9 protein-coding genes and 2 rRNA genes are annotated in these 14,517 nt (G+C 66.0%); 3 read left to right on the top strand and 8 right to left on the bottom strand.

What is annotated here, in order from left to right:
• Positions 1-35: 35 nt before the first annotated feature.
• Together HUO13_RS06355 and HUO13_RS06350 are read right to left on the bottom strand one after the other, a co-directional pair.
• Positions 36-3,108 (bottom strand): 23S ribosomal RNA (locus HUO13_RS06355).
• A gap of 237 nt (positions 3,109-3,345) precedes the next feature.
• Positions 3,346-4,870: ribosomal RNA gene (locus HUO13_RS06350) — 16S ribosomal RNA — on the bottom strand.
• Together the 16S and 23S rRNA genes form the textbook arrangement of a ribosomal RNA operon.
• Positions 4,871-5,567: 697 nt before the next feature.
• On the opposite strand from HUO13_RS06350, the gene HUO13_RS06345 reads away from it, so the two are divergent.
• On the top strand, positions 5,568-5,771 hold the full coding sequence (locus HUO13_RS06345) for a hypothetical protein (RefSeq protein WP_211900528.1): 204 nt from the start codon (positions 5,568-5,570) through the stop codon (positions 5,769-5,771).
• Positions 5,772-5,835: 64 nt separating this feature from the next.
• Here the strand turns inward: HUO13_RS06345 and HUO13_RS06340 are convergent, their stop codons facing one another.
• From HUO13_RS06340 to HUO13_RS06320, 5 genes are all read right to left on the bottom strand, one after another.
• The gene (locus tag HUO13_RS06340; protein WP_211900527.1) at positions 5,836-7,440 is read right to left on the bottom strand and encodes an ABC transporter ATP-binding protein; all 1,605 of its coding nucleotides are present in this window, start codon (positions 7,438-7,440) and stop codon (positions 5,836-5,838) included.
• Positions 7,437-8,294 (bottom strand): ABC transporter permease, encoded by an 858-nt coding sequence (locus HUO13_RS06335; protein WP_211900526.1) that lies wholly within the window; start codon positions 8,292-8,294, stop codon positions 7,437-7,439. The genes HUO13_RS06340 and HUO13_RS06335 overlap by 4 nt, the downstream gene beginning before the upstream one ends.
• Positions 8,291-9,250: an ABC transporter permease gene (locus tag HUO13_RS06330; protein WP_211900525.1), complete on the bottom strand. Its 960-nt coding sequence runs from the start codon at positions 9,248-9,250 to the stop codon at positions 8,291-8,293. Before HUO13_RS06330 ends, HUO13_RS06335 begins: the two co-directional genes overlap by 4 nt.
• A gap of 4 nt (positions 9,251-9,254) precedes the next feature.
• On the bottom strand, positions 9,255-10,871 hold the full coding sequence (locus HUO13_RS06325; RefSeq protein ID WP_211900524.1) for an ABC transporter substrate-binding protein: 1,617 nt from the start codon (positions 10,869-10,871) through the stop codon (positions 9,255-9,257).
• A 166-nt stretch (positions 10,872-11,037) separates the two neighbouring features.
• A complete protein-coding gene (locus tag HUO13_RS06320; protein WP_211900523.1) occupies positions 11,038-11,481 on the bottom strand; it encodes a histone-like nucleoid-structuring protein Lsr2 in 444 nt (147 codons plus the stop codon).
• Between the two features lie 375 nt (positions 11,482-11,856).
• Between HUO13_RS06320 and HUO13_RS06315 the strand changes: the two genes are divergently transcribed.
• The gene (locus HUO13_RS06315; protein ID WP_211900522.1) at positions 11,857-12,201 is read left to right on the top strand and encodes a histone-like nucleoid-structuring protein Lsr2; all 345 of its coding nucleotides are present in this window, start codon (positions 11,857-11,859) and stop codon (positions 12,199-12,201) included.
• Positions 12,202-12,339: 138 nt separating this feature from the next.
• Here HUO13_RS06315 and rbsK read toward each other — a convergent pair whose 3' ends face one another.
• Complete coding sequence (gene rbsK / locus HUO13_RS06310; protein ID WP_282976120.1) at positions 12,340-13,239, bottom strand: ribokinase; 900 nt, start codon at positions 13,237-13,239, stop codon at positions 12,340-12,342.
• Between the two features lie 158 nt (positions 13,240-13,397).
• On the opposite strand from rbsK, the gene HUO13_RS06305 reads away from it, so the two are divergent.
• The gene (locus HUO13_RS06305) at positions 13,398-14,501 is read left to right on the top strand and encodes a hypothetical protein (RefSeq protein WP_211900521.1); all 1,104 of its coding nucleotides are present in this window, start codon (positions 13,398-13,400) and stop codon (positions 14,499-14,501) included.
• Positions 14,502-14,517 lie beyond the last annotated feature (16 nt).

The raw sequence follows: 14,517 nt of genomic DNA, 5'->3' as shown, positions 1-14,517 counted from the left end.
TTCAGACACCGTATAGTGGATGCGCAGCAACCTTTGTGAACAAGTCCTCGGCCTATTAGTACCCGTCCACTCCATCCATTACTGGACTTCCATGTCGAGCCTATCAACCCAATCATCTCTTGGGGGCCTTAACCCACAAAGGGGAGGGAGACCTCATCTAGGAACAGGCTTCCCGCTTAGATGCTTTCAGCGGTTATCCCTTCCGAACATAGCCAACCAGCCATGCCCCTGGCGGGACAACTGGCACACCAGAGGTCCGTCCGTCCCGGTCCTCTCGTACTAGGGACAGCCTTCCGCAAGTCTCCTACGCGCGCGGCGGATAGGGACCGAACTGTCTCACGACGTTCTAAACCCAGCTCGCGTGCCGCTTTAATGGGCGAACAGCCCAACCCTTGGGACCAACTCCAGCCCCAGGATGCGACGAGCCGACATCGAGGTGCCAAACCATGCCGTCGATATGGACTCTTGGGCAAGATCAGCCTGTTATCCCCGGGGTACCTTTTATCCGTTGAGCGACACCGCTTCCACCAGCCAGTGCCGGATCACTAGTCCCTGCTTTCGCACCTGCTCGACCCGTCAGTCTCACAGTCAAGCTCCCTTATACACTTACACTCAACACCTGATTGCCAACCAGGCTGAGGGAACCTTTGGGCGCCTCCGTTACCCTTTAGGAGGCAACCGCCCCAGTTAAACTACCCACCAGGCACTGTCCCTGAACCCGATCAGGGCCCGAGGTTAAGATGCCCAGAACGACCAGAGTGGTATTTCAACAACGACTCCACACCCACTAGCGTGAGCGCTTCCCAGTCTCCCACCTATCCTACACAAGCCGAACCAAACACCAATACCAAGCTATAGTAAAGGTCCCGGGGTCTTTCCGTCCTGCCGCGCGAAACGAGCATCTTTACTCGTACTGCAATTTCACCGGGCCTGTGGTCGAGACAGCGGAGAAGTCGTTACGCCATTCGTGCAGGTCGGAACTTACCCGACAAGGAATTTCGCTACCTTAGGATGGTTATAGTTACCACCGCCGTTTACTGGCGCTTAAATTCTCCGCTTCACCCCCAAAGGGGCTAACGGGTCCTCTTAACGTTCCAGCACCGGGCAGGCGTCAGTCCGTATACATCGTCTTACGACTTCGCACGGACCTGTGTTTTTAATAAACAGTCGCTTCTCCCTGGCCTCTGCGGCCACCACCAGCTCCCGCCGCACGGACGTTCACCAGCAATGGCCCCCCTTCTCCCGAAGTTACGGGGGCATTTTGCCGAATTCCTTAACCACAGTTCACCCGACCGCCTCGGTATACTCTACCTGACCACCTGTGTCGGTTTCGGGTACGGGCCATGCACACACTCGCTAGAGGCTTTTCTCGGCAGCATGGGATCACTCACTTCACCACCACGGCTACGCATCACCCCTCACCCCTATGGCATGCGGATTTACCTACACACCGGGCTACAGGCTTACACCAGTACTACCACTCACTGGCAGAGCTACCCTCCTGCGTCACCCCATCACTTGACTACCGCGGAATCAGGTCCCATGCACCAACCATGCTCGTCCGAAAACTCACACAGCCAGCGGATGGTTAGTCTCAACCGTTTCACCATGGACGCATATGCACGGGTACGGGAATATCAACCCGTTATCCATCGACTACGCCTGTCGGCCTCGCCTTAGGCCCCGACTCACCCTGGGCGGACGAACCTGCCCCAGGAACCCTTAGTCATCCGGCGGCAGAGATTCTCACTCTGCACTCGCTACTCATGCCTGCATTCTCACTCCCACACACTCCACACCAACCTTACGGCGGCACTTCACTGCATGCAGGACGCTCCCCTACCCAACACAACATCAGTCGCATTGACACGGCTTCGGCGGTGTACTTCAGCCCCGCTACATTGTCGGCGCAGGACCACTTGACCAGTGAGCTATTACGCACTCTTTCAAGGATGGCTGCTTCTAAGCCAACCTCCTGGTTGTCTCAGCGATCCCACATCCTTTCCCACTAAGCACACACTTAGGGGCCTTAGCCGGTGTTCTGGGCTGTTTCCCTCTCGACGACGAAGCTTCTCCCCCGCCGTCTCACTGCCACGCTTCACCCAAGGCGTATTCGGAGTTTGGCTGACGTCAGTAACCTGATAGGGCCCATCAGCCAACCAGTGCTCTACCCCACCCGGGAAACACGCAACGCTGCACCTAAATGCATTTCGGGGAGAACCAGCTATCACGGAGTTTGATTGGCCTTTCACCCCTACCCACAACTCATCCCCCAGGTTTTCAACCCTGGTGGGTTCGGGCCTCCACACGGTCTTACCCGCGCTTCACCCTGGCCATGGGTAGATCACCCCGCTTCGGGTCTGCACCACGCGACTCAACGCCCTCTTCAGACTCGCTTTCGCTCCGGCTACCCCACACACGGGTTAACCTCGCCACGCAGCAGCAACTCGCAGGCTCATTCTTCAAAAGGCACGCCATCACCCAAAGGCTCTGACGGATTGTAGGCACACGGTTTCAGGAACTCTTTCACTCCCCTCCCGGGGTACTTTTCACCATTCCCTCACGGTACTATCCGCTATCGGTCACCAGGAAGTATTTAGGCTTAGCGAGTGGTCCCGCCAGATTCACAGCGCCCTCCACGGAAACGCTGCTACTCGGGAACACCACCACACGCAGTGCATCGATTTTCGCCTACGGGACTCTCACCCACTCCGGCCAGGCATCCCAACCTGTTCAACTAACCAACACACACACGCTGAAGAGTCAGCAGCCTCCTCCAGCAGCGCCCCACAACACCGCACACGCAACCCCTGCCAGGTATCCCACATGCACGGTTTAGCCTCCTCCGCTTTCGCTCGCCACTACTCACGGAATCACCAGTGTTTTCTCTTCCTACGGGTACTAAGATGTTTCACTTCCCCGCGTTCCCCCCAACACCCTATACATTCAGATGCTGGTAACCCGACATCACTCGGGCTGGGTTTCCCCATTCGGACATCCTCGGATCACAGCTCGGTTGACAACTCCCCGAGGCATATCGCAGCCTCCCACGTCCTTCATCGGCTCCTGGTGCCAAGGCATCCACCATGTGCCCTTTCAAACTTGGCCACAAAGATGCTCGCATCCACTATACAGTTCTCAAACAACAACCAGAAGACAACACACAAGCGTGTTCCCTCAGGACCCAACAACGTGCCAACAACCTCCACACCAACACACACAACATTGGTGAACGGTCAGCGTTTCCACTAATCCTCCGAGCACCCACAACAGCACCACACACGGGCACTACGCTGCGGACACCCCACCGAACTCAGTTCGATGGAAGTGAATGCTGCTCCTTAGAAAGGAGGTGATCCAGCCGCACCTTCCGGTACGGCTACCTTGTTACGACTTCGTCCCAATCGCCAGTCCCACCTTCGACCACTCCCCCCCACAAAGGGTTGGGCCATGGGCTTCGGGTGTTACCGACTTTCATGACGTGACGGGCGGTGTGTACAAGGCCCGGGAACGTATTCACCGCAGCAATGCTGATCTGCGATTACTAGCGACTCCGACTTCACGGGGTCGAGTTGCAGACCCCGATCCGAACTGAGACCAGCTTTAAGGGATTCGCTCCACCTCACAGTATCGCAACCCTCTGTACCGGCCATTGTAGCATGTGTGAAGCCCTGGACATAAGGGGCATGATGACTTGACGTCATCCCCACCTTCCTCCGAGTTGACCCCGGCAGTCTCCCGCGAGTCCCCACCATTACGTGCTGGCAACACAGGATAAGGGTTGCGCTCGTTGCGGGACTTAACCCAACATCTCACGACACGAGCTGACGACAGCCATGCACCACCTGTACACCAACCACAAGGGAAACCCCATCTCTGAGGCAATCTAGTGCATGTCAAACCCAGGTAAGGTTCTTCGCGTTGCATCGAATTAATCCACATGCTCCGCCGCTTGTGCGGGCCCCCGTCAATTCCTTTGAGTTTTAGCCTTGCGGCCGTACTCCCCAGGCGGGGCGCTTAATGCGTTAGCTACGGCACAGGAACCGTGGAAACAGTCCCCACACCTAGCGCCCAACGTTTACGGCGTGGACTACCAGGGTATCTAATCCTGTTCGCTCCCCACGCTTTCGCTCCTCAGCGTCAGTATCGGCCCAGAGACCCGCCTTCGCCACCGGTGTTCCTCCTGATATCTGCGCATTTCACCGCTACACCAGGAATTCCAGTCTCCCCTACCGAACTCAAGTCTGCCCGTATCGACCGCAAGCTGAAGGTTAAGCCTCCAGTTTTCACGAACGACGCGACAAACCGCCTACGAGCTCTTTACGCCCAATAAATCCGGACAACGCTCGCACCCTACGTATTACCGCGGCTGCTGGCACGTAGTTAGCCGGTGCTTCTTCTACACCTACCGTCACCCGAAGGCTTCGTCGATGTCGAAAGAGGTTTACAACCCGAAGGCCGTCATCCCCCACGCGGCGTTGCTGCGTCAGGCTTTCGCCCATTGCGCAAGATTCCCCACTGCTGCCTCCCGTAGGAGTCTGGGCCGTGTCTCAGTCCCAGTGTGGCCGGTCACCCTCTCAGGCCGGCTACCCGTCGTCGCCTTGGTAGGCCATCACCCCACCAACAAGCTGATAGGCCGCGGGCTCATCCTGCACCGCCGGAACTTTCCACACACAGACCATGCAGCCATGTGTCCTATCCGGTATTAGACCCAGTTTCCCGGGCTTATCCCAGAGTGCAGGGCAGATTACCCACGTGTTACTCACCCGTTCGCCACTCATCCACACCCGAAGATGCTTCAGCGTTCGACTTGCATGTGTTAAGCACGCCGCCAGCGTTCGTCCTGAGCCAGGATCAAACTCTCCAACAATGACTGTCGAAAACAATCCCAGCAGACACTCAAACAACCCCACAGGGTCGGAGCGCCATACTCAAAGAAACCACCAAACCCCGACAAACAACCACAAAAACCCTGGTCATCCACGAGATTCAGGGGAATAAAATCTACACTAACCTAAATCATCGGCACGCTGTTGAGTTCTCAAAGAACACACCCACACCATCACCCCGACCCAATTTCAGGCCGCGAAGCTCCGGGGAGCATTTCCTCTCGCTTGTGTCCACCACTCTAGCAGCACTCAAATTCCGGCGTTTTCAGGGGGGTCACTTCCGCGTCCCCCGCTCGAACCCGACCAAAACCCTCGAGCCACTGCATGGAGTTGTGAACACCAGTCAAGCTAACAAAAGCTCACTTTGTGTTTCGAGGCCGCCCACTCTACCACCCCAAGGCAGGAGCTTGGTTCGCAACCCCCGTCAGTGCCCGGCCCGTTTCTGTCCGGCCCGTTCCGCTCTGACACGAAGAAATCTACAGCACCCTGAACACCTCCTGAACACCACCCCCCTCTAACAACAAAACACCAGGTCAGAGCCGATCTTGGTGGGGGCCACCCGATACGGGGTCGTAGCGGTGCGCAAGTTGCACGTTCGGGTGGTCATCTTCCGGTCGTCCGGTACGGGGGCGGCGCGCGGGTAGCCTCTTGATCCGATCCGTCGGAACGGGGGTAGCAGTGGACTCGACACCGATCTACACCGAGCTGCAGCAGACGCTGATCGATCCGGAAGCGAGCAACTGGGGCCCCAGCGCGCCCCCGGAGTTCGCGGCCGCGCTGACCGAGCGTGCTGAACGGGGCGGCGAGGAGGGAGCCAAGTCGTCCTCCAAGTCCGCGGCCGCCCGCGGAGGCGGCGGCCGCAGGCATCGCGCCGAGGACTGACCGGACTTCGCGACCGCACCGCTGCTTCCCAGGAGTCGCGGTGCGGTTGTGCTTCGCGCGCGCGTCACGCGCGGGAGGCGAGCCGGCGTTCGCGCTGGCGGACCGGGTCCGGGATCGGCGCGGCGTCTAGCAGGCGCCGGGTGTAGGGGTGCTCGGGCTCGCCGAGCACCCTCGCCGTCTCGCCCGCCTCGACGATGGTGCCTCGGTGCATCACCGCGACCCGGCTCGCCAGCAGGTTGACCACGGCCAGGTCGTGGCTGATGAACAGGCAGCCGAAGCCGAGCTTGCGCTGCAGGTCGAGGAGGAGCTCGAGGACCGCGTCCTGCACGGAGACGTCCAGGGCGCTGGTGGGTTCGTCGGCGACGAGCAGTTCGGGGTCCAACGCCAGGGCGCGGGCGATGCTCACCCGCTGCCGCTGGCCTCCGGACAGCTCGTGCGGGTGCCGGCCGCGCATGCCCGGGCTCAGTTCGACGGCTTCGAGCAGGCCGGCGACGCGGCGCTCCAGTGCCCGACCGCGGGCGGCGCGGTGCAGTCGAAGGGGTTCGGCGACGCTGTCGCCGATGCTCATGCGCGGGTCGAGCGACGACCCCGGGTCCTGGAAGACGATGCCGAGCTTGCGGCGCAGGGGACGCAGGCGGCGCGGCGGCAGGTGCGTGATGTCCTGGCCGTTCAGCACGACCCGCCCCGAGACGGGTTCGGCCAGCCTGGTCACGCAGCGTCCGACGGTCGACTTGCCCGATCCGGACTCCCCGACCAGGCCGAGGGTCTCCCCGCGCCCGATGCGCAGGGACACGCCGTCGACGACCCGGTGCCCGCCGTAGGCCATGGCGAGGTCGTGGACTTCCAGCACCGGGGCCTCGGCGGGCTCGGCAGCCGGGTCCGGCTTCTCGTCGAGGCGGGGCACGGCCGAGAGCAGCGTCCGCGTGTACTCGTGTCCGGGCTCCGCGAACAGCTCGTCGACCGGTGCCTGCTCGACGACCTCGCCGCGGTACATCACCACGACCCGGTCGGCCAGGTCGGCGACCACGCCCATGTCGTGGGTGATCAGCAGGATCGTCATGCCGAGCCGGTCGCGCAGGTCGCGCAGCAGGGCCAGGATCCCGGCCTGGACCGTGACGTCGAGTGCGGTCGTCGGTTCGTCGGCGATGAGCACCTTGGGCTCGCAGGCCAGCGCCATCGCGATCATCACCCGCTGCCGCTGCCCTCCGGAGAGCTGGTGCGGGTAGTGGCGCATGCGGCGGCGCGGTTCGGGGATGCCGACGGCCTCGAGCAGTTCGACGGCTCGGGCGCGTGCACTCGTCCGCGACAGGTCGGTGTGCATCCGGACGGCTTCGGCGATCTGCCAGCCGATGGTGAACACGGGGTTCAGCGAGGTCATCGGCTCCTGGAAGATCATCGCCAGTTCACCGCCCCGGATGCGGCGCAGCTCGCGCGGGGTGCGGCCGACGACTTCCGCGCCGTCGACCAGGATGCTGCCGGTCACCTCGGCGTTGGGTGGCAGCAGACCGAGGGCCGCCATCGCGGTCACGCTCTTGCCCGATCCGGATTCGCCCACCACCGCCAGGACCTCGCCGGGCTCGACCGCGAACTCCACGCCCCGGACGGCGTCGGTCGTACCGCTCTCGGTGCGGAAGCGCACCGAAAGGCCGGAGAACGCCAGCACCGTCATCGGTTCCCCTTCGGGTCCAGGGCGTCGCGCAGGCCGTCGCCGAGCAGGTTGAAGCCGAGTGTCGCCAGCACCACCGCCAGGCCGGGGAAGACCACCAGCCACGGCGCCTGGGCGAAGTAGGTCTGGGCCGCCGAGAGCATCACCCCGAGCGACGGCGACGGCGGCTGCACACCGAGCCCGAGGAACGACAGCAGCGCCTCGCCGATGACGGCCGCCGGGATCGCGACGGTGATCTGGATCAGCAACGCGTTCACCGCGTTCGGCAGGACGTGGCCGAACAGCACCGCACCGCCGCGGGCGCCGGCCGCGACCGCGGCGTCGACGTACGCCTCGTTGGACAGGCGCAGGGTCTCGCCGCGCACGACGCGGATGAGGTTGGGCACCTGGGACACGCCGATGGCGATGGCGGCGTTGAGCAGCGACGCGCCGAGGACCGCCGCCAGACCGACGGCGAGCACCAGGAACGGGAAGGCCAGCAGCGTGTCGGTGATCCGCGAGACGACGGAGTCGACGACGCCGCGGTAGTACCCGGCCACCAACCCGAGCGGCACGGAGACCACGAGCGCGAGCAGCACCGAGAGCACCCCGACCGTCAGCGAGGCGCGGATGCCGTGCAGGACACGGGAGAGCTGGTCGCGGCCGAGCTCGTCGGTGCCGAGCCAGGACGACGCCGAAGGCTGCTGCAACACCCGGTCGAAGTCGACCGCCGCCGGGTCGGTCGGCGCGATCAGCGGCACCGCGACCGCCGCGAGCACCAGCGCGGCGCAGAGCACCAGACCGACGACTCCGGTCCGGTGGCGGATCAGGCGTCGCAGCACCCGGCGGGAGCCGCTGACGGCGGCCGCATGCGTCACCGCGCACCTCCGCGCACCCTGATCCGCGGATCGACCACCGAGTAGAGCAGGTCTACGGCGAGGTTGACCGCGATGTAGCCGGCCGCGGTCACCAGCACGGCGGCCTGGATCACCGGGAAGTCCCTGGTGAACACCGAGTCCACCATCAGCTTGCCGAAGCCGGGCAGCACGAAGATCTGCTCGGTCACCACCGCGCCGGAGATCAGCGCGCCCAGTTGCAGGCCCAGGATCGTCATGACCGTGATCAGGCTGTTGCGCAGCCCGTGCACGCCGACGACCCGCCACTCACCCGCGCCCTTGGCCCGCGCGGTGCGCACGTAGTCCGAGCCGAGCGTGTCCAACATGGACGATCGCATCTGGCGCATCAGCACCGCGGCCAGGCCGCTGCCGAGCACGAACGCGGGCAGCACCATCCGTTCCAGGTTCTCCCACGGCGACTCGGTGAACGGCACGAAGCCCGACGCGGGCAGCACGCCCAGCCACACCGCGAAGACCAGCACGCACATCAGTCCGAGCCAGAAGTTGGGGATGGACAGGCCGAACAGCGACAGCCCGTTGCCCAGCCAGTCGAGCGGACCGCCGCGGCGCACCGCCGAGACGACGCCCGCGGCGAGCCCGACGAGCGCGGCGAAGAGCAGGCTGAGCACCGCCAGCTCCACGGTCACCGGGATGCGGCCGAGGATGATCTCGCCGATCGGCAGGCCGGTGGTGGCCGACTCGCCGAAGTCGCCCCGGACCGCGCGGCCGAGCCAGGTCGCGTACTGCACGGGCAGCGGCTGGTCCAGCCCGTAGGAGTGGCGGATCTGCTCGATCGCGGCGTCGTCGGCCTCCGGGCCGGCCAGCGCGACGGCGGGATCGCCCGGAAGCGCCCGCAGTCCGGCGAACACCACCAGCGAGACCAGCACGAGCGTCACCAGCGACTGCACGATCCGGCTGAAGGCGTAACCGCGCGGCATGTCGTCAGCTCCCGTGCGCCCGGTAGCCGGCACCGGCCATCCGCATGATCCCGTCCGGATACACCGCGATGCCGGCCAGATCCGCGGAGTGCGCGGTGTAGTACTGCTGGCGATAGAGGTAGATGACGTTGTTGCGCTCGTGCAGGTCCTCGACGACGAGCTCGTACAACTCGCGCCGGCGGTCGGGCTTCTGCTCGGCGGCGGCCTGCGCGATCAGCGCGTCGGTCTCGGGGGTGGAGTGGCCGCTGTAGTTCTGCGGGCTGCCCTCGGTGTGCATCACCGCGATGTTGCCGTCGGGGTCGGGGCGCCCGGACCAGCCGATCAGGAACGTCTCGAACCGGCCCTTCTTCGCCGCCGCGATGGCGCTGGTCGACTCGGTCGGGCGCAGCACGACGTCGAAGCCCGCCTGCGCGGCCATCGCCTGGATGACCTGGCCGGTGCGGTTCTGCGCCGAGTCGTTGGCCAGCATCAGCTCCACCCGCAGCGGGGTGCGCACGCCCGCCTCGGCGAGCAGCCGCCTGGCGCGTCCGACGTCGTGCGCCGGGCACGCCTGGGTGCGCGGGGTGGCGAACTCGCTGGTCGGCGGGATCGGCCCGCAGGCGGGCTGGTAGAGGCCGTTGAAGGAGATCTTGTTCAGCGTGGCGCGGTCGATGGACAGCGACAGCGCCTCCCTGACCCGCGGGTCGGACGCGAGCGGCCCGGGCACCGGGCCGGGCGACCCGCCGGCGTTGGCGATGTTCACCGTGATGCCCATGTACTGCACCGAGGGCGTGTTGAGCAGCACGACGTCGGAATCCCTGGCCAGGATCGGCACTTCCGGCGGTCCGGCCTCCCATACGACGTCGAACTCGCCGGAGCGCAGGTTGGCCAGGCGGATGTTGTCGTCGGGGACCGCCCGGTAGACCAGCCGGTCCAGCATCACGTGGTCGCGGCCGTAGTAGAAGTCGCTGCGCCGCAACACGATCCGGTCCTGGGCGACGCGTTCGGCGAACTCGAAGGGGCCGACGCAGACGGGGTGGTCGGAGAAGTTCTCGCCGAGCCGGTCCAACTGCGCCGGCGACATGATCATTCCGGCGCGGTCGGCCAGCACGCTGGGCAAAGGCGCCGACGGCGCGGTCAGACGCAGCCGGACGGTCGCCGGATCGGCGACCTCGACGGAGGCGACCGCGGAGAGTTCCACGCGGCGGGATGAGCCGTCGAGCTCGCGGTGGCGGTCCAGGCTCCTCTTCACCGCGGCCGCGTCGAAGGGCGTGCCGTCGTTGAACCGGACATCCGGGCGCAGCCGGATGGTGAGCTCACGTCCGTCGGCGGACACCCGGGGCAACTCGGTGGCCAGCTGCGGCACGATCCGGCCGGCCTGGTCGACGTCGTAGAGCTTCTCGCACAGACCGGCGAAGACCTGCCTGCCGGCCAGCGTCGTGGCCAGGGTCGGGTCGAGGCGGTCGGGTTCCTGGTCGAGGGCGATGACCGCCTCGCCACCGCGCACCGTCGGCGCCTGCACCGAAGTGCGCAGCTCAGCGGCGGTGCGCTCGACGTCGACCAGCGGGGCGCATCCGGTCGTCGCGCAGACGGCGGCCAGCACGGCCGCCATCGCGTACCGCCCGGACCGCTCTCGCAACACCGGCCTCCCGATTCGTTGATCGACGAAACGGTACGGCGGCGGTGCCGGCATGTCCATGCTTCGTGACCGGCCCGGAACCTTGCGGACCGGGACGGCGCGCGGCGGGCGGAACTACCGCGGGGTTCACCGGGACGGGTTCACGGGCCCGGCGGAAATCCTTCGGCGATCAGTCCACTGCGGAGGAGAACTGCGGTAGCGAAACCGCGGGAACCGGGGATTCCTGCTGCCCCGGCTCTTCCTTGGCCAGTTGCAGCGCCGACAGTTCCCCGGCTTCCTCGGCGGGTTCCTCGACAGTGGCCGCGGCCTCCTGCGCCTTCTGGTTCAGGTGCTCGCGGGTGCGCTGGGCGGCGCCGCGGATCTGCTCGGTGAGCTGGCGGTTCGCCTGCCTGGTCTCGCGCTCCTCCCGCTCCTGCGCACGGTCGCCGCGCGGGGCGGGCTGCGGCGACCTGGCGCGCTCGATGTAGCGCTCGAAGACCGCACGCAAGCGCTGCGCATTCCGCTCGCTCAGGTCGATTTCATAGGTCACGCCGTCAAGCGCGAAAGTGACGGTGTGCTGGGCTGGGGACCCGTCGATGTCGTCGACGAGTTCGACCTGAATCCGCTCGGCCATGATCACCTGTCTCGGGAACGTGCCCCGCCTCGATCCGCGACACTTGCAGGGGAGACTCCTGCGACCCTGACCACGTTGTAGCACGTGGGATCGCTGTTGTCTCGTACTTCAACGATAGAACAGCACCTCAGACGGCCGATAACCGCCGTGCGGGTCACGTGCGCGGTGCGCCACCACCTCGTGCCCCACTGCCAGCACACCGTAGCCAACGCGTTCGAAATCGAGAAAGTAATCTGAAGCACAGTGCCGGGCTTGCCGCGCGGTGCGTGGCGGACGCGAGTGGAACATTCTCGCAACAATCGTTTATTGTTCGCTCGATCTTCGCCGTAGGGTGTTGCGAAGACGACGATAAACGATCCGGAATCGAGGGTTACAGTGGCGCAGAAGGTCACCGTTCAGCTTGTCGACGATGTCGACGGTTCGGAAGCGGAGTCCACGGTCGAGTTCGGCCTGGACGGGGTCAGCTACTCAATTGACCTGTCCAAGGAGAATGCCGCCAAACTCCGCGACTCGCTGGCGTCTTACGTGGCCAGCGCGCGTCGCACCGGCGGGCGCAAGCGCTCCGGGGGCAAGGCGAACAAGCCCGCCTCCGCGCCCAGTGCCGCCGACCGCGAGCGCAACCAGGCCATTCGCGAATGGGCCAGGGAACAGGGCATGCAGGTTTCCGACCGCGGCCGTATTCCGTCCGAGGTGGTCGAGGCCTACGACAACGCTCAGTGAGTGCTCTTCGCGGGTGGCCGGCACCCGGCCCGCATTGAAACCGGCCACCCGCGCAGCCTTCACCGGACTTACTGTTCGTGATGGCTCGAGAAGCCGTCGGTAATTGCCGCGGCGCACGCCCGGGGCGGGCGCGGCGCATCAAACAGAGGCCAGAAAGTCCGCAATCTCCCGCCTGGTCGGCATCGAACTGCTGGCCCCGTTCCGCTGCACCGACAGCGCCGCCGCGGCCGAGGCCCGGCGGAGTGCTTCGCGGATACCCGCGCCCTCGCCGAGGGCCACGCTGAGCACGCCCGCGAACGTGTCACCCGCGGCGGTGGTGTCCACCGCCCGGACAGGGAAGCTCGGCATCTCCACGACCTCGCCGCCGCGGCTGCCGTAGACCGAGCCGCGGCCACCGAGCGTGATCACGACCTCCGGCACCAGCTCCAGCAGCGCCGCCAGCGCCCGCTTCGGGTCCTGCTCGCCCACCAGCGCCTCGGCCTCGTGCTCGTTGGGCACCAGCAGGTCCACGTTGGACAGGACGCCGTCGGGGAGCTCGGCGGCCGGTGCCGGGGTCAGCACCACGCGGACGCCGTTGCGGCGCCCCGCGGCGGCGGCCGCGGCCACCCCCTCGAACGGGATCTCCAGCTGCAGCAGCAGACTTCCCGACGCCGCGATCAGCTCCTCGTCGCCGGACGCCAGACCATCCACAGTGGCGTTGGCCGACGGGACCACGATGATGGAGTTGCCGCCGTCGTCGTCGACGGTGATGTGCGCGGTGCCGCTGCGGCCGTCGACGGTGCGCAGCGCACTGGTGTCCACCCCGGACCCGGCCAGGTTCGCGCGGATCTGCTCGCCGAACTCGTCGCGGCCCACCGCGCCGATCATGTTCACGGCCGCTCCTGCCTTGGCCGCGGCCAGCGCCTGGTTGGCGCCCTTGCCGCCGGGGACGGTGGTGAACTCGCGGCCGAGCACGGTCTCCCCCCGTCCGGGTGCTGTGCCCACGTAGGCCACGAGGTCCATGTTGCAGCTGCCGAATACGGTCACAGTCGTCGTCACGCCGCACATCATCGCTGATGAGGGCGCTCGCCCGGTGCCCCCGGGGCGTGGCCGCGGGGCTGGCTGATCAATTCCCGTCGCCGCGGCCGATCAGTGGGTCCGTGCCGGACACCGGACGTACGATCGCCCCAACCGCCCGAGGAAGAGAGCGAGAAGCGGTGGACTACGTGGTGACGGCGGAGCTCGAACCGCCGGTCGATGCCAGCGACCTGGACCCGTTGCAGCGGGAGGGGGTGGCCGCGCTCCTGGACCGCCAGCTGGCGCTGGTCGAGGGCGTCTCCGGGCCCGCGGAGGCCGACATCGACGTCCTGGACTACCGCATCACCGTGCACCCGAACGGAGCGAGCGTCGTGCTGGCGCTGGACGCCCCCGGGCTGCTGCCCGCCGAGGAGGCCGCCGCGATGGTGCTCAACGAGCTCATCGGGGAGAGCGAGCTGCTGGTCGGCTGGAGCGTGGCGCACTCCGAGGTCCGCATCACCGAGGACGAGTTCAACCAGAGCCTGGCCGCAGCCGAGCGGGTCGGCCAGGACGCGGGTGACACCGGGCTGGAGGCCGCCGTCGAGGAGGCGCTGGAGAGCGCGGGCGAGGAGGAGGCCTCGCTCGACACCGAGCACTGGCGGCTCAAGCTCGACGAGCTGGCCGGCGGGCTGCGGGCCTTCGACCTCGACGTGTTCGGCACCAACTCGCCGCAGACCGCGCGGCTGGCGGCGGGGGCGCTGATCCACGCCGTGCGGGTGGTCACCGACGAGATCTTCTACGACGAGCTGGCGCTGGCGGTCAACAACGCCTCCGCCGACGACGCGGTCGGGCTGCTGGTGCTGGAGGAGCTGCCGCCCTGCTACGAGCACCGCTACGACGCGTGGTTCGCACGGGCGTTCCTGCTGTCCTCGGCGGCGGTGGCGGCCCGGCTCACCGAGCCGTCGTGGACGCCGCCGCGCACCGTCGCCGAAGCGCTGGCGCTGCGGCTGTTCATCAACGAGGCGCAGGTGCTGCTGGAGGCCGCCGAGCTGATGAGCTGGGAAGACGGCGAACCGGTGTTCGCCTCCTTCGCGGGCAAGGCGTTCGCGGGCACCGACCACGAGGACCTGTACCTGGTCGACCTCATGGCGCTCGGGGACTCGCCCGACGCGATGAGCGCGCGGTTGGAGGAGCAGTTCCGCGAGCGGGGGCTGACCTTCGACCAGTGGTTCGAACCCCGGGACACCGGCACCGGCATGCACCCGTACCTGCACCGCACGTTCGACGACTCGACCGACCTCTGACGCCTCCGGGCGGCCG

It is taken from the genome of Saccharopolyspora erythraea (assembly GCF_018141105.1).
In the GTDB taxonomy this organism is placed as follows: Bacteria; Actinomycetota; Actinomycetes; order Mycobacteriales; family Pseudonocardiaceae; genus Saccharopolyspora_D; species Saccharopolyspora_D erythraea_A.
Note: the sequence above shows the minus strand (reverse complement) of the source record. Positions and strands in the feature narration are given on the sequence as shown.

Bases quoted from the DNA above. Each gene is read 5' to 3' on its own strand.
- HUO13_RS06340 (WP_211900527.1), bottom strand. From the start codon at position 7,440: ATGACGGTGCTGGCGTTCTCCGGCCTTTCGGTGCGCTTCCGCACCGAG.
- HUO13_RS06330 (WP_211900525.1), bottom strand. From the start codon at position 9,250: ATGCCGCGCGGTTACGCCTTCAGCCGGATCGTGCAGTCGCTGGTGACG.
- HUO13_RS06320 (WP_211900523.1), bottom strand. From the start codon at position 11,481: ATGGCCGAGCGGATTCAGGTCGAACTCGTCGACGACATCGACGGGTCC.